This is a genomic window from Streptomyces sp. NPDC036822 (genome assembly GCF_055609145.1).
In genome coordinates, this window is record NZ_JBVJPY010000004.1 from 533,284 (window position 1) to 554,682 (window position 21,399).

General features: G+C 72.7%; 18 protein-coding genes and 1 pseudogene. 15 read left to right on the plus strand and 4 right to left on the minus strand.

Annotated elements, in window-relative coordinates; all coding sequences use genetic code 11:
* Positions 1–9 precede the first annotated feature (9 nt).
* The gene (locus tag ACZ68P_RS12985; protein WP_471005477.1) at positions 10–822 is read left to right on the plus strand and encodes a hypothetical protein; all 813 of its coding nucleotides are present in this window, start codon (positions 10–12) and stop codon (positions 820–822) included.
* 53 nt (positions 823–875) lie between these two features.
* Here the strand turns inward: ACZ68P_RS12985 and ACZ68P_RS12990 are convergent.
* Positions 876–1,311: pseudogene (locus tag ACZ68P_RS12990) on the minus strand (aldo/keto reductase); the annotation flags it as partial.
* A gap of 122 nt (positions 1,312–1,433) precedes the next feature.
* Between ACZ68P_RS12990 and ACZ68P_RS12995 the strand changes: the two are divergent.
* Together ACZ68P_RS12995 and opcA are read left to right on the plus strand one after the other, a co-directional pair.
* Positions 1,434–2,687, plus strand: coding sequence for an MFS transporter (locus ACZ68P_RS12995; protein ID WP_471005479.1), 1,254 nt, complete (start codon positions 1,434–1,436; stop codon positions 2,685–2,687).
* A 185-nt stretch (positions 2,688–2,872) separates the two neighbouring features.
* On the plus strand, positions 2,873–3,850 hold the full coding sequence (gene opcA, locus ACZ68P_RS13000) for a glucose-6-phosphate dehydrogenase assembly protein OpcA (protein ID WP_471005480.1): 978 nt from the start codon (positions 2,873–2,875) through the stop codon (positions 3,848–3,850).
* A 25-nt stretch (positions 3,851–3,875) separates the two neighbouring features.
* On the opposite strand, the gene ACZ68P_RS13005 is transcribed toward opcA, so the two are convergent.
* A complete protein-coding gene (locus tag ACZ68P_RS13005; RefSeq protein ID WP_471005481.1) occupies positions 3,876–5,063 on the minus strand; it encodes a 4-hydroxybenzoate 3-monooxygenase in 1,188 nt (395 codons plus the stop codon).
* 215 nt (positions 5,064–5,278) lie between these two features.
* On the opposite strand from ACZ68P_RS13005, the gene ACZ68P_RS13010 reads away from it, so the two are divergent.
* Positions 5,279–6,991: an IclR family transcriptional regulator domain-containing protein gene (locus tag ACZ68P_RS13010; protein WP_471005482.1), complete on the plus strand. Its 1,713-nt coding sequence runs from the start codon at positions 5,279–5,281 to the stop codon at positions 6,989–6,991.
* Positions 6,992–7,028: 37 nt separating this feature from the next.
* Here ACZ68P_RS13010 and ACZ68P_RS13015 read toward each other — a convergent pair whose 3' ends face one another.
* Positions 7,029–7,490 (minus strand): MarR family winged helix-turn-helix transcriptional regulator, encoded by a 462-nt coding sequence (locus ACZ68P_RS13015; protein ID WP_471005483.1) that lies wholly within the window; start codon positions 7,488–7,490, stop codon positions 7,029–7,031.
* A 172-nt stretch (positions 7,491–7,662) separates the two neighbouring features.
* Here ACZ68P_RS13015 and ACZ68P_RS13020 point away from each other — a divergent pair, with 172 nt between their 5' ends.
* The 11 genes from ACZ68P_RS13020 to ACZ68P_RS13070 all read left to right on the plus strand — a co-directional run bounded on the left by ACZ68P_RS13020 (position 7,663) and on the right by ACZ68P_RS13070 (position 18,249).
* Positions 7,663–8,415 carry a CoA transferase subunit A gene (locus ACZ68P_RS13020; protein ID WP_471005485.1) on the plus strand — a complete coding sequence of 251 codons (753 nt, stop codon included), beginning with the start codon at positions 7,663–7,665 and terminating at the stop codon, positions 8,413–8,415.
* A complete protein-coding gene (locus ACZ68P_RS13025) occupies positions 8,412–9,062 on the plus strand; it encodes a CoA transferase subunit B (RefSeq protein WP_471005486.1) in 651 nt (216 codons plus the stop codon). The genes ACZ68P_RS13020 and ACZ68P_RS13025 overlap by 4 nt, the downstream gene beginning before the upstream one ends.
* Positions 9,063–9,200: 138 nt before the next feature.
* Positions 9,201–9,971 (plus strand): protocatechuate 3,4-dioxygenase subunit beta, encoded by a 771-nt coding sequence (pcaH, locus tag ACZ68P_RS13030; protein WP_471005488.1) that lies wholly within the window; start codon positions 9,201–9,203, stop codon positions 9,969–9,971.
* Complete coding sequence (gene pcaG, locus ACZ68P_RS13035; protein ID WP_471005625.1) at positions 9,968–10,546, plus strand: protocatechuate 3,4-dioxygenase subunit alpha; 579 nt, start codon at positions 9,968–9,970, stop codon at positions 10,544–10,546. The genes pcaH and pcaG overlap by 4 nt, the downstream gene beginning before the upstream one ends.
* Entirely contained in the window at positions 10,543–12,042 is a 1,500-nt protein-coding gene (locus ACZ68P_RS13040; protein ID WP_471005490.1) for a lyase family protein, read from the plus strand. The genes pcaG and ACZ68P_RS13040 overlap by 4 nt, the downstream gene beginning before the upstream one ends.
* Complete coding sequence (gene pcaDC / locus ACZ68P_RS13045; RefSeq protein ID WP_471005491.1) at positions 12,039–13,190, plus strand: bifunctional 3-oxoadipate enol-lactonase/4-carboxymuconolactone decarboxylase PcaDC; 1,152 nt, start codon at positions 12,039–12,041, stop codon at positions 13,188–13,190. Before ACZ68P_RS13040 ends, pcaDC begins: the two co-directional genes overlap by 4 nt.
* Positions 13,191–13,294: 104 nt before the next feature.
* Complete coding sequence (locus ACZ68P_RS13050; protein WP_365715660.1) at positions 13,295–14,050, plus strand: amino acid ABC transporter ATP-binding protein; 756 nt, start codon at positions 13,295–13,297, stop codon at positions 14,048–14,050.
* Between the two features lie 43 nt (positions 14,051–14,093).
* Positions 14,094–14,945: a glutamate ABC transporter substrate-binding protein gene (locus tag ACZ68P_RS13055; protein WP_471005492.1), complete on the plus strand. Its 852-nt coding sequence runs from the start codon at positions 14,094–14,096 to the stop codon at positions 14,943–14,945.
* A gap of 10 nt (positions 14,946–14,955) precedes the next feature.
* Positions 14,956–15,621 carry an amino acid ABC transporter permease gene (locus ACZ68P_RS13060; RefSeq protein ID WP_471005494.1) on the plus strand — a complete coding sequence of 222 codons (666 nt, stop codon included), beginning with the start codon at positions 14,956–14,958 and terminating at the stop codon, positions 15,619–15,621.
* The gene (locus tag ACZ68P_RS13065; protein WP_471005497.1) at positions 15,618–16,532 is read left to right on the plus strand and encodes an amino acid ABC transporter permease; all 915 of its coding nucleotides are present in this window, start codon (positions 15,618–15,620) and stop codon (positions 16,530–16,532) included. The genes ACZ68P_RS13060 and ACZ68P_RS13065 overlap by 4 nt, the downstream gene beginning before the upstream one ends.
* Before the next feature lie 58 nt (positions 16,533–16,590).
* Positions 16,591–18,249 carry a molybdopterin-dependent oxidoreductase gene (locus tag ACZ68P_RS13070; RefSeq protein ID WP_471005499.1) on the plus strand — a complete coding sequence of 553 codons (1,659 nt, stop codon included), beginning with the start codon at positions 16,591–16,593 and terminating at the stop codon, positions 18,247–18,249.
* Positions 18,250–18,374: 125 nt separating this feature from the next.
* On the opposite strand, the gene ACZ68P_RS13075 is transcribed toward ACZ68P_RS13070, so the two are convergent.
* The gene (locus tag ACZ68P_RS13075; RefSeq protein ID WP_471005501.1) at positions 18,375–21,368 is read right to left on the minus strand and encodes a carbohydrate binding domain-containing protein; all 2,994 of its coding nucleotides are present in this window, start codon (positions 21,366–21,368) and stop codon (positions 18,375–18,377) included.
* Between the last annotated feature and the right edge of the window lie 31 nt (positions 21,369–21,399).

A 21,399-nucleotide genomic window follows, 5' to 3' on the forward strand; every position in this document is an offset into this window, starting at 1 on the left:
AACGAGCACGTGAAGAACCACACCGACCGCCGTATCGCCGCGGCCGCGCTCCTGTGCGCCACAGTCGTCACCGCCGCCACCGCCTGTGGCCCGGACACCGCCGACGGCGGGGCGAAGAACCCCGCCACGAGCGCGGGCCCGTCCACGCCCGAGGACGCTTTCGAAGGCCTGACGGGCGACCAGATCAGTGACAAGGCCGCCGACGCCGTCGAAGGCCTCACGTCCTTGCGCATGATCACCGAAGGGCCGGACGAGAACGGCCGCCAGGTGCGGATGGACATGCACATGAACAGGGCCGGATCCTGCCGCGGCACGATCACCCAGCCCGACGCCGGCACCATGGAGATGATCAAGAACGGAGACGTCGTCCATCTGAAGGGCGACGAGGAGTTCTGGCGCGCCACCCTCCAGCAGGGGAAGGACAAGCTCGCCGGCAAGAAGGCCGACGCCGTCCTCGCCGTCCTCAGGGGCCGTTGGATGAAGGCGGACCAGCGGACCGCGAAGTCCATGACCCGTCAGGACGTCTGCGAGCTCGACGAGGTGATGAAGAGCGTCGATGGTGAGCGCGGCACAGGAAACCGCCGTGGGGCCGACATCACCCGCGGCGGCAAGCCGTACGCCGTCGTCTACCACCGGGAGGGCTGGCACGTCACCACCGTCCACATCGCCAAGACCGGGAAGCCCTACCCCGTCGAGGTCCTCACCACCGACTCCGGCAGCGCCGCGCCGGACGCCCGGATCACGTTCAGCGATTTCGACCGCCCAGTGGACACCACCCCACCGCCCGCCGACCAGATCCTCGACACCGGCAAGCTCCGCTGACGGGGGGTGTCCTCTTGCCCCGCGGCTCGGCGGCCTCGCGGGGACACCCGTCGCTAGTCGAGCGTGTCGGGGTCCGGCCCCGTGCGCAGGCCCCGGTCGGGGGCGGTGATCGCGGTCATCTCGTCGGCCGTCAGCGTGAAGTCGAAGACGTCGATGTTCTCGCGGATCCGGGCCGGCGTGACGGACTTGGGGATGACGACGTTCCCGAGCTGGAGGTGCCAGCGCAGCACCACCCTGCGCCGGTGACCTGCCGTGGCGGGCGGCGATCTCCCGCAGGGCGGCCTCGCCCAGGACGGCGCCCTGGGCGAGCGGGCTCCAGGCCTCGGTCGTGATGCCGAACCGGGCGTGGTGCTCGCGCAGCTCGCTCTGCTGCAGGGCGGGGTGCAGCTCGACCTGGTTGACGGCCGGGACGAGCGTGGCGTCGGCCAGGAGCCGGTCGAGGTGCGTGGGCGTGAAGTTGGAGACCCCGGCGGCCCGGCCGCGGCCGTCGTATCGTCAACGCCGCCCCTGCTGCCGACCGCGAGAAACCCCGCGCTTGCAACTAAAGCGCGTCTGCAAGTATTGTCAGCGCAAGTAAAGCGCTCGCGCAATCCTGTGGAAGGTGCTCTTCAATGCCACTCGCGCTTCTCGCCCTCGCGATCGGGGCCTTCGGAATCGGCACCACCGAGTTCGTGATCATGGGCCTGCTGCCCGATGTCGCGGCCGGCTTCGGTGTCTCCATCCCCACAGCGGGCCTGCTGGTCACCGGCTACGCCCTCGGCGTCGTCGTCGGCGCCCCGCTCATGACCGTGCTGGGCACCAAGGTGACCCGCAAGCGGATGCTCATGGTCCTCATGGGCCTCTTCGTCCTCGGCAACCTCCTGTCGGCCGTCGCGCCGAGCTTCGGCGTCATGGTGGCCGGCCGGATCGTCGCCTCCCTCGCCCACGGCGCGTTCTTCGGCATCGGCTCCGTCGTCGCGGCGGAGCTGGTCGCACCCGAGAAGAAGGCCGGCGCCATCGCCCTGATGTTCACCGGCCTCACCGTCGCCAACGTCGTCGGCGTCCCCGGCGGCACGCTCATCGGCCAGGCCGTCGGCTGGCGCACCACCTTCGTCATCGTGGCCGCGCTCGGCGTCCTGGGCCTGCTCGGCATCGCCAGGCTCGTCCCCGACATGCCGAAGCCCGTGGGGGTGCGCGTACGGCACGAACTGGCCGTCTTCAGGAACGCCCAGGTGCTCCTCGCCATGGCCATGACCGTGCTCGGCTTCGGCGGGGTCTTCGCCGCCCTCACCTACATCGCCCCGATGATGACCGAGGTCGCCGGATACGCCGACTCCTCCGTGACCTGGCTGCTGGTCCTCTTCGGACTCGGCATGGTCGCCGGCAACCTCGTCGGCGGCGCCTACGCCGACCGCCGCCTCATGCCCCTCCTCTTCGTCTCCCTCGGCGGCCTCGCCCTCGTCCTCGCCCTCTTTACCGTGACGGCCCACGACAAGGTCCTGGCGGCCATCTCCGTCACCCTCATCGGCGCCCTCGGATTCGCCACCGTGCCCCCGCTCCAGAAGCGCGTCCTCGACCACGCCCACGGGGCCCCGACCCTCGCCTCCGCCGTGAACATCGGTGCCTTCAACCTCGGCAACGCGCTCGCCGCCTGGCTGGGTGGTCTGGTGATCGCCGGCGGCCTCGGCTACACCGCCCCCAACTGGGTCGGCGCCCTCCTCGCCGCGGCCGCCCTGGTCCTCGCCCTCCTCTCCGCGGGACTCGAGCGCCGCGACCGGGCCGCCGGCCGGGCCGTCCCCGGGGACGCGCACGTCGTCGCCGGCTCCGCCGCCCCGCGGGTCCGGGACGCGGCCGCCGACCGCCCGGGCGCCTCGGCGCTCCACTGACCGACCCGCGAGCCCGGCGCCCCCACACGTCCGGTACGGCGCGTCGTCGGCCGAAAACCGGCCCCTCGCCCCTCCCGTGCCGAAGAGTGCGGGGAATCGCCGCGGAAGAACCGCGGTCCCGCGGGCGCTACGGGGAAACAGCGGAAGAAGCGGCTCGCACCGGACGGAAGGAACGGGCGCAGGTCATGAAGATCGATCTCACCGACACCAACTCGAGCAAGATCAACAAAGCGATCCTGTCAGGACGCAGGTCCCTGGGCATGCCGGCGGTCGGGATGGTGCTCACCCTCGTCATCGTGACCGACGAGGAGAACGCCTACGACTCGCTCAAGGCGGCCAACGAGGCGTCCCGCGAGCACCCCTCGCGCACCCTCGTGGTCATCAAGCGCCACGCCCGCTCGCCGCGCGAGCGCCTCGCGCCCCGCCTGGACGCGGAGGTGCGTGTGGGCAGCGACGCCGGCGCCGGGGAGACCGTCGTGCTCCGGCTGCACGGAGAGCTCGGCGCGCGCGCCGACTCCGTGGTCCTGCCCCTGCTCCTGCCCGACGCCCCCGTCGTCGTCTGGTGGCCGGTCGACGCCCCCGAGGTGCCGTCCAAGGACCCGCTGGGCGCCCTCGCCCAGCGCCGCATCACCGACGCCTACGCCGTCGAGGACCCGCCGGCCGCGCTCGCGGCCCGCGCGGCGTCGTACGCCCCCGGTGACACGGACCTGGCCTGGACCCGGCTCACTCCCTGGCGCTCGATGCTCGCCGCCGCGCTGGACCAGGCCCGTACGACCGTCGTCTCGGCCGTCGTGGAGAGCGAGGCCGACAACCCCAGTGCCGAACTCCTGGCCCGCTGGTTCGTCGACCGGCTGAACGTCCCGGTCGAGCAGGTCGTGACCGACGGCCCGGTCGTCACCGCCGTCCGGCTGGGCACGCCCGACGGCGAGATCCGCATCGACCGGCCCGAGGGGCCGGTGGCCAGGCTCGCCATCCCCGGCCAGCCGAGCCGGGTCCTCGCCCTGAAGGTACGGACCACGGCCGAACTGATCGCGGAGGAGCTGCGCCGGCTCGACCCGGACGAGATCTACGCGGCGGCGCTGCGTGCCCGGCTGACGCCCCCGCCCCCGACCTCGGCCGAGCCCCCGGCCGCGCCGCCGGCCCCGTCCCCGGCCGCCTCCTGAGGGCCGCTGCCGTACGCCGGCCTCGTCACCGGGGATCCAGCGGCAACCCCACGTAGTTCTCGGCCAGTTCGGCGCCGGCGTGGGGGGAGCTCGCGATCCGTTCCAGCTGTGACAGCTGCAGCCGGGTGTCGAACGGGGACTGGCCGGGGTCGGTGTGCAGCGTGGTCGTCATGAAGTTCGAGAAGTGCTCGGCACGCCAGACCCGGCGCAGGCAGGTGTCGGAGTACGCGTCGAGGAGTGCGTCGGAGCCGGTGGAAGCCCGGTGGGCGAGCGCGCGGGCGAGCACGACGACGTCGGCGGCGGCGAGGTTGAGGCCCTTGGCGCCGGTCGGCGGGACGATGTGCGCCGCGTCCCCGGCGAGCAGGACCCGGCCCCAGCGCATCGGCTCCGTCACCGCGCTGCGCATCGGCAGCACCGACTTCTGGACGACCGGGCCCCGCTTCAGCCGCCACCCGGGCTCCGCGTCGAGCGCGAGCCGGGCGTCCAGCTCGTTCCAGATCCGTCCGTCGGACCAGTCGGCCGGGTCGGTGCCGTTCGGCACCTGGAGGTAGAGCCGGCTCACGGCCGGCGAGCGCATGCTGGCCAGCGCGAAGCCCCGCTCCGAGTGGGCGTAGATCAACTCGTCGTAGACGGGCGGGGCTTCGGCGAGGATGCCGAGCCAGGAGTACGGATAGGTCCGCTCGTACGTCGTCCGGGCGCCCGCCGGAACCGCCGTGCGGGTCACTCCGTGGAAGCCGTCGCATCCCACCACGTAGTCGCAGGTCAGCGTCTGCTCGCGGCCCTCGTGGGTGTAGTGGATCACCGGACGGTCGGTGTCGGCGCCCTCCACCGCCCGCACCTCGGCCTCGAAGAGCAGTGGCCCGCCCTCCGCGAGCTGGAGTGCGACGAGGTCCTTGACCACCTCGGTCTGCGCGTAGACCCAGACCCGCCGGCCGTCCGCCGACCCGGGCAGGTCCACGCGGTGGGCGCGGCCGGCGAAGCGCAGCTCGATCCCGTCGTGCGGCAGGCCCTCGGCGTCGAGCCCGGCGCCCGCCCCGGCGGCCCGCAGCGCGTCGACCGTGGCCTGCTCCAGGATGCCGGCGCGCTGCCGCCGCTCGACGTAGCCGCGGTCCCTGCTCTCCAGGACCACGCTGTCGACGCCGGCGAGGTGCAGAAGACGTGCCAGAAGCAGGCCGGAGGGGCCGCCGCCGACGATCCCGACGGTGGTGTGCACGGTGCCTCCCGAGAAATGTTCGTATAGTGAAAGAAACTTCACTCACTGGTCGGCAGAGTCTGCGCCCGGCGCCGCCCGCTGTCAACGGTCCGGCCCGGGCCCCGCCGCCGACGGGCCGCCCGGCCGGCCAGGACCGGGCCCGACGGTCCGGCCCGCGCCCGGACCCCGGGTCGTCCGTCCTCTACGGTGTCCCCAAGATCCGTCAGGGAGAGTCCATGTCACCCACCGATACCGCGACGGCGCCGAGCGGCGAGGCGCCGGGCACCCCGGCCCCGCCGGAAGCCGTCGCGCCGCTGATGCGCGGCCTCACCGTGCTGCGGGGACTCACCGACGCCGACGGGGTCCTCAGCCTCAGCGAACTGGAGCGCGCCACCGGCCTGGCCCGCTCGACCGTCGACCGGGTCACCGGCACGCTCGCCCGCATGGGATACGTACGCCTCGACGGCCGCGACGTCTTCCTCGCTCCCCGGCTCATGGAACTGGGCAACGCCTATCTGGCCGCCCTCCGCCTTCCCGGCCTGCTCGGCCGCCACGCCGACGCCCTCGCCGACGAGCTGGACGAGTCGGTCTCGCTCGCGGTGGGCGACGGCGACGGCATCCGCTTCGTCCACCAGGCCACGCGCCGGCGTGCGATGTCCCTCAGTTTCCGCATCGGCGATCCGCTGCCCGCCGAACGCACCGCCCCCGGAGCCCTCTTCGCCGCCGAATGGACGGAGAGCGAGTGGGAGCGCTGGCGAGCGCGCCGGCACGCCGATCCCCGGGACGCGGGCTTTCCCGCCGTCCCTCCGGAAGCCGCGGCGGGCGGCGGCGGAGCGCCGGACGGAGCCGGCGGCGGGGACTTCGCCGCCCGTGCGGCCCTGGCGGGGGAGCGCGGCTGGGCCCTGGACGACCAGCTCATCGAGCCCGGTCTGGTCGCGCTCGCCCTGCCCGTACGGGATCGCGACGGCGGCCTCGCCTGCGTGGCGAGCGTGGTGAGCCACACCAGCCGCCACACCGCCGCGTCCCTGCGGGACGCGATGCTGCCCCGGCTGCGGACGGCGGTGACGGCCTGGGAGGAGTTGCTGCGGCAGCCACCGGCCGCCGCGGGTGCGGTCGCGCCGCCCGAGGGCCTCGCGGCGTGGACACACGCCTCGAAACAGGAACTCGGCCGCGGTTTCGTCGAATCGCTCGCCCGCGGCCTCACGGTCCTGACCGCCTTCGGCGAGGGACGCGGCGCCCTCTCCCTGAGCGCGGTCGCCGAGGCCACCGGACTCGCCCGTGCCACCGCCCGACGTGCCCTGATCACGCTGGAGCACCTCGGATACGTCCACACCGAGGGCCGGCTGTTCCGCCCCACGCCCCGGGTGCTGGCCCTCGGTTTCCCGTACCTCTCGCGCATGCCGCTGCCGCAGATCGCCGCGCCGCACCTGGGCGAGCTCTCCAGGCGGGTGCACGACTCGGCCTCCCTGGCCGTCCTCGACGGAGCGGACATCCGCTACACGGCCCGGGTCGCCACCCGGCGCGTCATGAGCGTCCACATCACGGTCGGCACCCGCTTCCCCGCCCACGCCACGTCCATGGGGCGGGTGATGCTCGCCGACCTCCCCTCCGACGAGCGCCGGGCGTGGCTCTCCGGCGTCGAGCCGCGCGCTCTCACCCCGCGCACGGTCACCGGGCGCACGGAACTGGCCGCGCTGCTCGACCGAGTGCGGGAGCAGGGGTACGCACTCGTCGACGAGGAGCTGGAGCAAGGGCTGAGGTCGATCGCCGTACCGGTGCGCGACCGTGCGGGGGCCGTCGTGGCGGCGGTCAACGTGGCCATGCACAGCAGCCGCCGCACCGTCGAGGAGTGCGTCAGGGACGTGCTCCCCGAGCTGCGCGCCGCCGCGGCCGCGATCGAGGAGGACCTTCGCGTCGTGGGCCGGTTCGCGACCGTACCCGCGGTCTGACCGTCCCGCCGGGCGGTTCTCCCCGCGCTCTCGGGCGTCAGGCGGAGGCCGCCGGCTCCGCGGGGGCGCGCAGCCGCTCCGCGGCGTCCGACACCCGCAGCAGCAGGTCCATGAACTGGGTCCGCTCCTCGTCCGAGAGCGGCGCGAGGAAGACCTGGTTCATCCGCGCCGTCCGCAGGGTCAGCCTCCGGTGCGTCCGTTCCCCCTCGGCGGTCACGTGCAGCAGGAACCGGCGGCCGTCCCCCGGGTCGCGCACCTTGTCGAGCAGGCCGCGGCGGATGAGACGGGTGATCACTTCGGCGATGGTGGAGCGGTCGAGGCCGACGCGCTCGCCCACGGTCCGCTGATCGAGCCCGGGTTCGGCCGTCAGCGCGTTGAGGACACCGAACTGCGGGGAGGTGATCTCCTCCGAGACCATCGTGTTCCACAGCAGGTGGTGCGCCTGCTGGAGCCGCCGGGCAAGGTGCCCGGGATGGGTGGTCAGATCCACTGCGGCCATGGTGGTCACTCCCGCTTCACGCCAGGTTCATCGGTGTACTGAGTAAAACGGAACCATACCCGCCAGGGCTTTGCCCACCTAGCCACCCATTGACGTGCGGGAAATCGGGTGCCAGCATGACCGCGTCGTGAGGAAATGCTCAGTGCACTGACTGATTTCGGAGGCGTCGGATATGGACAAGGTGGTCGCCACAGCCGCCGAGGCGGTGGTCGATGTCCGGGACGGAGCCTCGCTCGCCGTGGGCGGCTTCGGTCTCAGCGGTGTGCCCGGCACGTTGATCGACGCGGTGTACGCGGGGGGCGCACGGAACCTGCGGGTCGTGTCGAACAACTGCGGAGCCATGGACTCCGGCCTCGCCGTACTGCTGGCGGCGGGCCGGATCGCGCGGGTGACGGGGTCGTACATCGGCGCGAACAAGGAGTTCGCCCGGCAGTACCTCGCCGGTGAGCTGGAGGTGGAGCTGATCCCGCAGGGCACGCTCGCCGAACGGCTGCGGGCCGGCGGCTGCGGCATCCCCGCCTTCTACACCCCGGCAGGCGTCGGCACCCAGGTCGCGGAGGGCGGGCTGCCCTGGCGGTACGACGGTCGGGGCGGGGTCGCGCTGGCCTCGCCGGCGAGGGAGGTCCGGGAGTTCGACGGGGCGGAGTACGTCCTGGAGCGCGGGATCCGCACGGACTTCGCGCTCGTACGGGCGGCGAAGGGCGACCGCCACGGAAACCTCGTCTTCAACCGGTCCAGCCGCAACTTCAACCCGCTGGCGGCGATGGCGGGGAGGATCGCGATCGCCGAGGTCGAACAGCTCGTGGAGCCGGGGGAGATCGACCCCGACGCCGTGCACCTGCCCGGGATCTTCGTGCGGCGCGTGGTGGAACTGACGCCCGAGCAGGCGGCGGACAAGCGGATCGAGAAGAGGACCGTCCGATGAGCTGGACCCGTGAACAGATGGCCGCCCGCGCCGCGCGCGAGCTGAAGGACGGCCAGTACGTCAACCTCGGCATCGGACTGCCGACCCTCATACCCAACCACCTCCCGGACGGCGTGGAAGTGGTGCTGGAGTCGGAGAACGGCATCCTGGGCACCGGCCCCTACCCGACGCCGGACCAGGTCGACCCCGACCTCATCAACGCGGGCAAGGAGACCGTCACGGTCCTCCCGGGCGCCTCCTTCTTCGACTCGGCCCTCTCCTTCGGCATGATCCGCGGCGGCCACATCGACGTCGCCGTCCTCGGGGCCATGCAGGTCTCCGCCCGGGGCGACCTCGCCAACTGGGCGGTGCCGGGCAAGCTGGTCACCGGCATCGGCGGGGCGATGGACCTGGTCCACGGCGCGCGCTCGGTCCTCGTGATCACGGCCCACACCGCCAAGGACGGCTCGCCGAAGATCGTGGCGAGCTGCGATCTGCCGCTGACGGGCCGGCGTTGCGTGAACCGGATCATCACGGACCTCGGGGTCCTCGACGTCACCGACGACGGCCTCGTGCTGGTCGAGACGGCCCCCGGTGTCGGCACCGACGAGATCCTCGCCAGGACCGCCGCCGACGTGCGTGTGCCCGACGCCGGCCACCCGCGCTGACCCGGGCCTCCGACCGCACGGCCCTGAACCCCGGCGCCGTACCGCGCACGCCACCACCGCGCCCCACTACCGCCCAGGCGACTGCCGCACCCCGGCGCCCCGCATCCAGACCCCGTACCAGACCTCCGGGACATCCTCATGGCTCTCACCCAGTCGGACATAGACACCGAGATCGACGACCTGCAGAAGGCGTACGACAAGGAGCTGGCCGCCGGCGCGCCCGCGCGCAGCCACCCGGCCCGCGACTACGCCCCCTACCGCAGCTCCCTCCTCCGCCACCCCCACCGCCCGCTCGTCGCCGTCAACGGCGGGGACCCCGAGACGGTCGAGCTCTCCGGGCCGGTCTTCGGACCCACCGACGTCACCGAGGCCGACAACGACCTCACCCGCCGGCATGCCGGGGAGCCCCTCGGCGAGCGGATCACCGTCTCCGGACGCCTCCTCGACCGGGACGGCCGCCCCGTGCGCGGTCAGCTGATCGAGCTGTGGCAGGCCAACGCCTCGGGACGGTACGCCCATCTGCGCGACCGCCACCCCGCCCCGCTGGACCCGAACTTCACGGGCGTGGGCCGCACCCTCACCGACGACCAGGGGAGGTACCACTTCACCACCATCAAGCCCGGCGCCTACCCGTGGCGCAACCACACCAACGCCTGGCGCCCCGCCCACCTCCACTTCTCGCTCTTCGGCACGGCGTTCGCCCAGCGGCTCGTGACCCAGATGTACTTCCCGGGCGACCCCCTGTTCGCGTACGACCCGATCCTGCGCTCGGTCACCGACCGCGCCGCCCGCGAACGGCTCGTCGCCACCTACCGCCACGACCTCTCGCAGCCCGAGTTCTCGCTCGGCTACGCCTGGGACATCGTCCTCGACGGTCCCTCCGCCACCTGGATCGAGGAAGGACGCTGACCGTGCCCGAGACGACGCCGCCACCGCTGCCCACGCCCTCCCACACCGTCGGGCCGTTCTACGGCTACGCCCTGCCGTTCCCCGAGGGGGAGCGGGTCGCGCCCGCGGGCCACCCGGAGCGGATCACCGTGCACGGTCACGTGCGCGACGGCGCGGGCGCCCCCGTCCCCGACGCCGTCCTGGAGTTCTGGCAGGCGGCCCCCGACGGCTCCCTCGCGGGCGCGCCGGGATCGATGCGCCGCGACCCCGTGACCGGCGGGTTCCTCGGCCGCAACGGCACCGACTTCACCGGCTTCGGCCGGGTCGCCACGGACGCCGACGGCCACTACGCCCTCCACACGCTGCCGCCCGGCAACGCGGGGACGCCTTACATCAGCGTCTGCGTGTTCGCGCGCGGACTGCTGCACCACCTCTTCACCCGGGTCTATCTGCGGGACGGCACGGACCCGTTGCTCGACGCGCTTCCGGCCGGGCGCCGCGCCACGCTGGTCGCGCGACCGGAGGAGAACCGCACGTACCGGTTCGACGTCCGCCTCCAGGGCGAGGGCGAGACCGTCTTCCTGGAGTTCCGGTGACGGACGCCCTCGTCGACGCCGGACTGCTCGCCCCGGGACGCGTGGGGTCCCCGGCCGAGTCGGCCACCTCCGACACCGCGTTCCTCCAGGCCCTGCTCGACGCGGAGGCCGCGCTCGCCCGCGCCCAGGCGGCCGTCGGCCACATCCCGGCCGGGGCCGCCCAGGCCGTCACGGCCGCCGCCGACGCGAGCCGCTTCGACGTGCGCGACCTGGCCCTGCGGGCCCGCGGCGGAGGCAACCCCGTCATCCCGCTCGTCGCCGACCTCAGGGCCGCCGTGCCCAGGGAGTGGCGGTCCTACGTCCACCGGGGCGCGACCAGCCAGGACATCATGGACACCGCGACGATGCTGGTCGCGGCCCGCACCCTGGGCCCGGTCCTCGCCGACCTCGACCGCACGGCACGGGCCCTGGCGGCCCTGGCCGCCGCTCACCGGGACACGGCGATGCCCGGCCGCACCCTCACCCAGCACGCCGTGCCCACCACCTTCGGCCTGAAGGCGGCGGGCTGGCGCTCGCTCGTCCTCGACGCGCGCGACCGCGTCCGGACCGTGCGGGACTCACTGCCGGCGCAGCTCGGAGGCGCGGCGGGCACCTTGGCCGCGTTCGAGGAGCACGGCGGCGCCCCGACCGGATCCGGCGACACGCGCCCGGGCTCGCCTGCCACCCGCCCCGACGGCCCCGGTGCGACCGGCCCCGGTGCGCCCCGCCCCGTCGCCACCGTCCCCGGATCGACCGCGCCGGGGGCGACCGGCCCCGCCCCTGCCCGCCCCGGGCCGGAGGGCACCCCGTTCTCCGCCGAGCGGCTCGTCGCCGCCTTCGCCCACGAGACCGGTCTCGCCGTGCCCGCGCTGCCCTGGCACACCCTGCGCACCCCCGTCGCCGACCTCGCCGGCGTGCTCGCCTTCACGGCCGGTGCGCTCGGCAAGACGGCGGTCGACGTGCTCACCCTCTCCCGTACCGAGATCGCCGAGGTGACCGAGGGCGCCGGCGGCGGATCCTCCGCCATGCCGCACAAGGCCAACCCCGTCCGGGCCACCCTCGTCGCGTCCGCCGCCCGGCGCGCACCGCACCTCGCCGCCGCCCTCCACTCCTCACTCGCGGCGGAGGACGAACGCCCGGCGGGCGCCTGGCACGCCGAGTGGGAGCCGCTGCGCGAGCTGCTCCGCCTCGTCGGCGGCGCCGCCCACACCGCCGCCGCGCTCGCCGGAGACCTGCGCGTCCACCCGGACACCATGCGCGCGAACCTCCGGCTCACCGGCGGGCTGATCGTATCCGAGCGGCTGTCCGCCGCCCTGGCCCCGCTCCTGGGACGGGACCGCGCCGCACAGCTCCTCACCGACCTCGCCCGCAGCGCCGGCGCCGAAGGGCGGACGCTGCGCGAACTCCTCGCGGAGACGGGGGAGGCGCGGGGGCTCGACCTGGACGAGCTGACCGACCCCACACGCTGCACCGGATCCGCGGCAGCCCTCACCGACCGCGCCCTGGAGCGACGTTGACCACCACCCCGCCGTACGAAGCACCGCTCCACCACCGGGCCGAGGGGCCCGCCTCAGGACCGGTCCTGTTCCTGGGCCCCTCCCTCGGCACCTCCACCGCCCTATGGGACGCGGTCGCCCCCGAGCTCTCCGCCACCCACCGGGTCGTCCGCTGGGACCTCCCCGGCCACGGCGGCTCCCCGGCCTCCCTCATCGGCCCCGGAGCGACGGTCGCCGACCTTGCCGGGCTCGTCCTGGCCCTCGCGGACCGGCTCGGCGTCGACCGCTTCTCGTACGCCGGGGTGTCCCTCGGCGGGGCCGTCGGCCTCCATCTCGCGGCCCACCACCCCGAGCGGGTCGACCGCCTGGCCGTGCTCTGCTCCTCCGCGCACTTCGGCGGACCGGCGAGGTGGCGCGAGCGGGCGGCCTCCGTGCGCCGTGAGGGACTCGCCGCGCTCGCCGAGAGCGCCGGCTCCCGGTGGTTCACGCCCGGCTTCACCGTCCCCCGCCTGGTCGAGGACCACCGCACGGCCGACCCGGAGGCGTACGCCGCCTGCTGCGACGCGCTCGCCGCCTTCGACCTGCGCGACCGGCTGCCGTCGATCACCGCGCCGACCCTCCTCGTCGCCGGCCGGGAGGACCCGGCCACCCCGCCCGCCCACCTGCGGGAGATCGCCGACGCAGTGCCAGGGGCGGCGCTCACCGAGATCCCCGGCGCCTCCCACCTGGCACCGGCCGAACGGCCCGAGGCCGTCATCGGCGCCCTGACCGCCCACTTCGGGCGCCACGCCCCGCGGGGCATGGCGATGCGGCGCGAGGTGCTCGGCGACGCGCACGTGGACCGCGCCCAGGCCGGCCAGAGCGCGTTCTCGGCCCGCTACCAGGACTTCATCTCCCGCTACGCCTGGGGGGAGATCTGGACCGACCCCACTCTCTCGCGCCGGGAGCGTAGCCTCGTCACCCTCACGGCCCTGGTCGCCCACGGCCATCTCGACGAGCTGGCCATGCACCTCCGCGCCGCGCGCGGCAACGGCCTCACCGAGGACGAGATCGGCGCCGCGCTGCTCCAGACCGCCGTCTACTGCGGCGTCCCGGCGGCCAACGCGGCCTTCACCGTCGCCCGGCGCGTCCTGGCCGAGGACCCGGCGGACGCACGACCCGGCCACTGAACGGTCCGCCCGGCCGGGCCCTCGGCGTGCGCGCGCCCCGCAGAGGGCGGAGCATGAACGTGGGAGGGAAGCGGTAAGCGGGGGCGGTGACCCAGGAGGGTGCCATGCCCGTCCCGGTAGGCGGTGACGCGCTTGTCGTGCTGAGCGGCGTCGACAAGCACTTCGGCGCGCTCCATGTGCTCCAGTCCATCGACCTGACCGTCGGACGCGGCGAGGTCGTCGTCGTCATCGGCCCCTCCGGCGGAGGCAAGTCGACCCTCTGCCGCGCCATCAACCGGCTGGAGACCATCGACTCCGGCGAGATCGTCATCGACGGCAAGCCCCTGCCCGCCGAGGGCCGCGAGCTCGCCGCCCTGCGCGCCGACGTCGGCATGGTGTTCCAGTCCTTCAACCTCTTCGCCCACAAGACCGTGCTCGAGAACGTCACCCTCGGCCAGATCAAGGTCCGTAAGAAGGACAAGAAGGAGGCCGAACGACGGGCCCGGGAACTCCTCGACCGGGTCGGGGTCGCCTCGCAGGCCGACAAGTACCCCGCCCAGCTCTCCGGAGGTCAGCAGCAGCGCGTGGCGATCGCGCGAGCCCTGGCCATGGAGCCGAAGGTGATGCTCTTCGACGAGCCCACCTCGGCCCTGGACCCCGAGATGATCAACGAGGTGCTGGAGGTCATGCAGCAACTCGCCCGTGACGGGATGACCATGGTCGTCGTCACCCACGAGATGGGCTTCGCCCGCTCCGCCGCGAACCGTGTGGTGTTCATGGCGGACGGCCGGATCGTGGAGGAGACGACGCCGGACCAGTTCTTCAGCAACCCGCGCAGCGACCGTGCCAAGGACTTCCTGTCGAAGATCCTGCACCACTGAGCACGGCCGCCCGCGCACAGGAGCACCCAGGGGTGTGAAGGTCATGAACCCGCGCAAGCTCACCAGGGCCGCCCTCGCCGCCGCGGCGGCGGTCGTCCTCTCCGTCACCGCCGCCGGATGCGGCGACGACGGCGGGAACGGCGGATCCGGCGCCGCCGCCGGCGACGACAAGATCACCGTCGGCATCAAGTACGACCAGCCCGGCATCGGGCTGAAGACGCCGGACGGCACCTACACCGGCTTCGACGTCGACGTGGCCACCTACGTGGCCAAGGAGCTCGGCCACGATCCCGCCGACATCGAGTGGAAGGAGGCCAAGAGCGCCGACCGCGAGACGCTGCTGCAGCGCGGCGACGTGGACTTCATCGCGGCCTCGTACTCGATCAACGACGAGCGCGCCCAGAAGGTCGACTTCGCCGGCCCGTACCTCCTGGCCCACCAGGACGTGCTGATCCGCGCGGACGACGACTCGATCACCAAGCCGTCCGACCTGAACAACAAGAAGCTGTGCTCGGTCACCGGATCCACCTCCGCCCAGAACGTCAAGACGAAGCTCGCCCCGCAGGCGCAGCTGCAGGAGTACGGCGGCTACTCCGAGTGCCTGACCGGTCTGGAGAACGGCGTCATCGACGCCCTGACCACCGACGACTCGATCCTCGCCGGATACGCGGCGCAGGACGAGTTCAAGGGCAAGTTCAAGCTCGCGGGCTTCAAGATGAGCAACGAGAACTACGGCATCGGCGTGCAGAAGGGCAGCGAACTCAAGGCGCAGATCAACACCGCCCTGGAGAAGATGGTCGCCGACGGCTCGTGGGACGCTGCCGTGAAGAAGAACTTCGGACCGGCCGGCTACCAGAACGAACCCGCCCCGCAGATCGGCACCATCGTCAAGTGAGCAGGCCGACGTGTTCGACTTCCTCGAAGGGTACGACCTGTGGGGAGCCTTCTGGGTGACGGTGCAGCTCACCGTCTACTCGGCGATCGGCTCCCTGGTCTGGGGGACGCTGCTGGCCGCGATGCGCGTCAGCCCCGTCCCCCTGATGCGGGGCTTCGGCACCGCCTACGTCAACATCGTCCGCAACATCCCCCTCACCGTCATCATCGTCTTCACCTCGCTGGGCCTCTTCCAGACCCTCGGGGTCGACATGGGCGCCAAGGACTTCACCACCATCAACTTCCGGCTCGCGGTGCTGGGGCTGATCGCCTACACCTCCGCCTTCGTCTGCGAGGCGCTGCGGTCCGGCATCAACACGGTGCCCGTCGGCCAGGTCGAGGCGGCCCGCGCCATCGGGCTGAGTTTTCCGCAGGTCCTACGGCTGATCGTGCTGCCCCAGGCCTTCCGCTCGGTCGTCGGGCCGCTCGCCAACGTGCTGATCGCCCTGACCAAGAACACCACCGTGGCCGCCGCCATCGGTGTCGCCGAGGCGGCCCTGCTGATGCGGGAGATGATCGAGAACGAGGCCCAGCTGATCCTCATCTCGGTGATCTTCGCGGGCGGCTTCATCTGCCTCACCCTCCCCACCGGACTCTTCATGGGCTGGCTGGCCAAGAAGGTGGCGGTGAAGCGATGAAGCCCGGCACCCCCGTCCTCTACGACGTCCCAGGACCCCGCGCCCGACGGCGCAACGTCCTCTACACCGTGCTCTTCCTGCTGGCCGTCGCCGCTCTGGCCTGGTGGGTGATCAGTGCCCTCGCCGACAAGAACCAGCTGACCGGGGCCAAGTGGGAGCCGTTCTTCACGGACCCCCGCACCTGGACGACGTACCTCCTGCCCGCCCTGAAGAACACCCTCGTCGCGGCGGCGCTCGCCATGGTCATCGCCCTGCCCCTGGGAGCCCTGTTCGGCATCGGCCGCCTCTCCGACCACCGGTGGGTGCGGGGCGTGTCCGGCACGGTCGTGGAGTTCTTCCGCGCCATCCCGGTCCTCATCCTGATGCTCTTCGCCAACGCGGCCTACTCCGAGTTCACCGACGTCAGCCCGGAGACGCGCCCGCTGTACGCCGTCGTCACCGGACTCGTCCTCTACAACGCCTCCGTCCTCGCCGAGGTCGTCCGGGCGGGGATCCTCGCCCTGCCCCGGGGCCAGACCGACGCCGCCCAGGCCATCGGCATGCGCAAGGGCCAGACGATGACGAACGTCCTGCTGCCGCAGTCGGTCACCGCCATGCTTCCCGCACTGGTCAGCCAGCTCGTCGTCATCGTGAAGGACACCGCGCTCGGCGGGGCCATGCTCGGCTTCTCCGAACTGCTCGCCTCCGTCCGCCCCATGAGCGCGAACTACGGCGCCAACACCATCGCGAGCTTCACGATCGTCGCCGTCGTCTTCGTGATCCTCAACTTCGCGCTCACCACCTTCGCCGGGTGGCTGGAGCGCAGGCTGCGGCGCGCCAAGAAGTCGACGGGCGCGGTCGTCGGTGCCGAGGCGGTGGACGAACTGGCCCGGCCCGGCGAGCACATCGGACCGGCCGACGGCCCGAAGTGACACGTCCTCCCGGGTGAATCGGCCCATCCGCGAGGGCCGCGGTGCCGAAGGGAAGGACATGACCCCTTCCGAGTCCCCGCGCGAGCCCTCGTCCGAACCCACGCCCGGCGCGACGCGCGGGCCCACCGCGCCACCCCCGCCCGGGACGGTGCGCGAGCCCACCCGCACCGACCGTCTCCTGGCCGCCCTCGGCGGGCTCCTCGCCGGATACGTCTCCCTCGCCGTCGCCGAACTGGCCGCCGCCGCGGTACGCCCCGAAGCGGGACCCGTCACGGCGGTCGGAGGGGCCGCCATCGACCTCACCCCGGCGGCGGTCAAGAACTGGGCCATCATCGCCTTCGGCGAGAGCGACAAGATCATCCTCCTGCTCGGCATCCTCGTCGTGCTCGCCGTCCTCGCCGTCGCCCTGGGCCTGCTGGCCCTGCGCCACCGCGTGGCCGGCGCGGCCGGGGTGCTCGCCTTCGGCGTGGTCGGCGCGCTCGCCGCCGTGGGCCGGCCGGACTCCGACTCCGCGACGGACGCGCTGCCCTCCCTGGCCGGAGCCGTGGCGGGTGCACTCCTGCTGTACGTCCTGATCGGCCGGCTGATGGGACCCCGCCCCTCGGCCGCACCGGAGGCGGCCGTCGGCGTCGCGCGCCGCGGCTTCCTCGTGGTCGCCGCCGGGAGCGCCGTCGCCGCGACCGGAGCGGCGGCGCTCGGCCGCGCGCTCGGCGGCACCCGCGCCCAGGACGCGGTGGCCTCCCGCACGGCGCTGCGGCTGCCCCGTCCCGCGTCGCCCGCGCCCGCCGTGCCCGCGGGAGCGCAGCTTCCCGTCCCGGGCATCAGCCCCTTCACCACCCCGAACAGGGACTTCTACCGTGTCGACACCGCTCTCGTCGTCCCGAAGGTCGACGCCGGCGGCTGGCGGCTGCGCGTCCACGGCCTGGGCGTGACCCAGGAGCTGCGCCTCACCCTCGACGACCTGCTCGGCCGGGAGGTCGTCGAGCGGGACATCACCCTCGCGTGCGTCTCCAACGAGGTCGGCGGGCCGTACGTCGGCAACGCCCGCTGGCTCGGCGTGCGGCTGGCGGACCTCCTGCGCGAGGCCGGGGTGACGCCGCCCTCCGCCGGGGGACCCGCCGACCAGCTGGTCGCCCGCTCGGTGGACGGGATGACGATCGGCACCCCGGTCGAGCAGGTGATGGACGGCCGGGACGCCCTCCTCGCCTTCGGGATGAACGGCGACCCGCTCCCCTTCGACCACGGCTTCCCCGTCCGTATGCTCGTTCCCGGCCTGTACGGCTACGTCTCCGCCTGCAAATGGATCGAGGAGATCGAGCTCACCACCTTCGACTCCTACGACGCCTACTGGGTGCCGCGCGGCTGGGCGGCGGAGGCGCCCGTCAAAACCCAGTCCAGGATCGACACCCCCCGCTCGTTCGCCCGTCCGAAGCCGGGCACCGTCATGATCGCCGGAGTGGCCTGGGCACAGCACCGGGGCGTCGAGCGGGTCGAGGTACGGATCGACGAGGGCCCGTGGCGGGACGCCCGGCTGGGGACCGAGGACAGCCGGGACACCTGGCGCCAGTGGATGTACCCCTGGGAAGCGACGTCCGGCCGCCACACCCTCACGGTCCGCGCCACCGACGGTACGGGCCGGGTCCAGACCGAGCGCCGGACGGACACCATGCCCGACGGCGCGAGCGGGTGGCACTCGGTCGTCGTGACGGTCGACTGACGGACACGCGGACTGACGGCCGACGGGACGGACGCGGCGCGCGCACGAACGGGTGGCGGGCCGCGACCGGAGCCGCCACCCGCCACCCGCCGGGGCGTCACGCGTGGATCACACGTGGACCGTGCCTACTTCAGGTACGGCCCCGCCACCCCGATCCGGCCGGGGCCGTCGAGGACGAACACCCGGAGGTTGCCCTTGCCCGGCGCGGCGGCGGTCAGCGTGCCGCCGGTGACGGTCCGCCGTTCGCCGGTGACGGCGTCGGTGTAGGTGCCGTTCGGGATGCCGCTGAAGGTGGCACCCCCCGAGACGGTGACGAGGGCGAAGCTGTCCGTCGCGCCGCTGGTGTAGCGCCGCTTGAACGCCATCCCGCCCTGGACGCCCTCGGTCGAGTACTGGCCCGTCTGCAGGGCCGGGATCGCCCTGCGGATCTGGTTGAGGCGCTGGACGTGCTTGACCAGGGGCTGTTGCAGCGTGGTGGCGACGGCGCCGGTGGCCGAGTCGACCCGGGAGAAGTCGGACGCCGTGACGTCGCCCGCCACGTGGTCGCCGTAGTAGGCGCGGCCGGTGGTCGCCAGCGGGCAGGTGGGCCCGCAGTCTATCTTCCTGCCCTTCTGGAACTCGATCTCGGAGCCGTAGTAGAGGGTCGGGATGCCGCGGAAGGTCCACATCAGCGACATGTTCTCGGCCCAGGCGTCGGTGCCGCCCGCGTACCGCTCGTGGCCCTTGTTGGGGCCGTAGTCGTGGCTGTCGACGTAGACGACGTTGTAGGTGGCGTCGTTGTAACTGTCGTCGGAGTCCTTGCCGTTGTGGAAGGCGTTGCTCGCGTCGCCGAAGTTCATGTGCATACGCATGTCGATGACGTGCATCCCGGAGAACCTGCTGTGGTCCGGGGCGTGGTAGACGTTGCCGTCGAGGAAGGCGTTGGTGGACGTCGGCTGGTTCGCCGTGCCCGCCTGCTGCTCGTAGGCGTACATCTCGAGCGCGGCCTTGGTGTCGTCGGCGTCGTACTCCTTGCGCTCCTTCCACGTGAAGAACTGGGCGGAGTGGTTGACCGAGCCGCGGTTCCACTTGTCGTTGACGAAGGAGGCGACCTCTCCGAAGACGAAGAAGTTCCTCGCCGCCTCGGCGCCGTGCCGCTGGGTGACGCGCGCCTGGATGGCGGGCAGGAAGCGGCGGTTCCAGGTGGTGCGCGGGATGTGGACGGCGGTGTCGACGCGGAAGCCGTCGACACCCATGTCGATGTACTTGTCGTACGCGCCGATCAGGTAGTTCTGCACCTGGGCGTTCTCGGTGTTGAAGTCGGCGAGGTCGTCGTGCAGCCAGCAGGAACGGGAGTCCTCGCCCTCCCAGTTGCCGATCCAGCAGTTGTGGTAGAGCGACTTCGGGAACATGCCGGAGGTGGGGCTGGGCCACTGGCAGTTGTAGATGCGGTAGCCCTCCGGGGAGGTGTACTGCGTCGGTGCGCCCCAGTTGACGCAGGTGTTCCCGGACGGCTCTGCCGTCGACCACAGGTCTCCGTTGTAGTACGACTTCCCCGACTTCGGCTCGACGGTCAGGCCGTCGTATTCGAAGGAGGCGGAGGGCTCGTCGTAGTGCCGGCTCCACTGGGCGTCACGGACGCCGTACACCTTCGGGGTGAACAGGCCCTTCGCTCCCCAGCGCGAGGAGTGGTTGTAGACGACGTCCTGGTAGATCTTCATGCCCTTGGCGTGGGCCGCGTTGATCAGGTCCTGGTAGGAGGCGCCGGCCGACTCCAGGCGGGGGTCGACCTTGTAGAAGTCCCAGCCGTGGTAGCCGTGGTAGTCGTAGTCCGACCGGTTGAGGACCACGGGTGTGATCCACACGGCGGAGAAGCCGAGCCCCTTGATGTAGTCGAGCTTCTTCACCAGGCCCTTGAAGTCGCCGCGGAACATCGGGTCGTCGTTGGCGGCGTTGCCCGACTTCTGGTGCTGGCTCCCGCCGCGGTTGTTCGTCGCGTCGCCGTCGCTGAAGCGGGCGGTCAGGACGAAGTAGATCGGGTCCTTGCGCGGGTCGGTGCCCAGCGGCTTGCCGGGGGCGGCGGCCGGCGGCTTCTCGCCCGTGGTCGCCATTGCGGCGGCGGAGGCCGCGGAGACGTTCCCGGCCGCGTCGACTGCCTTCACCGTGTAGGTGTAGGCCGTCCTCTCCTCCAGCCCGGCGTCGGAGAAAACGGTCGAGCCGACATCGCTGACGACGGTGCCGCGGGTGCCGCCGGTGCGGGTCACCTGGTACCGGGTGACCGCCCTGTCGTCGGTGGACGGCTCCCAGGCGAGCACCACCGACACGCCGTCCGCCTTGGCGGTGACGCCGACCGGGACGGTGGGCGCCCGGGTGTCGGGCACCTCGGCCGCGCACGGGTCGGCGGCGTTCCTGGTGACGACCCGGTCCTTGACCGTGCTCGTACCGGCGGACAGGGTGTAGTCGGCGCCGTTGTTGTTGTCCCAGACGCCGTTGCCGTTGTTGAAGACGGCGTTCAGCGCCGTGGCCGCGCCCAGGTCGACGGTTCGCTTCCACCAGCCGGTGCAGGCGGCCTCCATGCCGATGCCGGGGACGGCGGTCCACGCCCCTCCGGCGGGCCGGTAGTGGAGGTTGGCGGTCGTCCAGCCGAGGGCGGCGGTGGAGTAGTAGACGGTCGCCTGGTTGCCGGGGGCCGGCGGCTCGGCGGGCTCGGTCGCACAGGGGTCGGAGTGGGCGACCACGCCGTCCTTGACGGTGATGTTCCCGGTGCCCAGGTCGTAGTTCCGCCCGCTGTTGTTGTCCCAGGTGCCGGCGGCGTCGGTGAAGGTGGCCTGGAGTCCGTCGGCCGCGCCCAGGGTGACGGTCGTCTTCACCCAGTCCGTACAGGCCGCCTCCATGCGCACACCGGGGACGGTGGTCCAGGAACCTCCGTCGGGCGCGTAGTGCAGGTGGTAGGCCGACCAGTTCTTCGTCTTCGTCGAGTAGAAGACGGTCGCGGTGTTCGTCTCCGCCGCGACGGTGGCCGCCCGGGCGGTCGTGGTCCCGGTCGGCGGGGGCGCCGCCGTGAGCAGTCCGACGAGGCAGCCGGCCGCGACGGCCAGGGCCGGGGCGCGTCCGGTCAGCCGGAAGGGAGTGGATCGCATGCGTCTCTTCTCCGGAACAGGGCCACGGCGA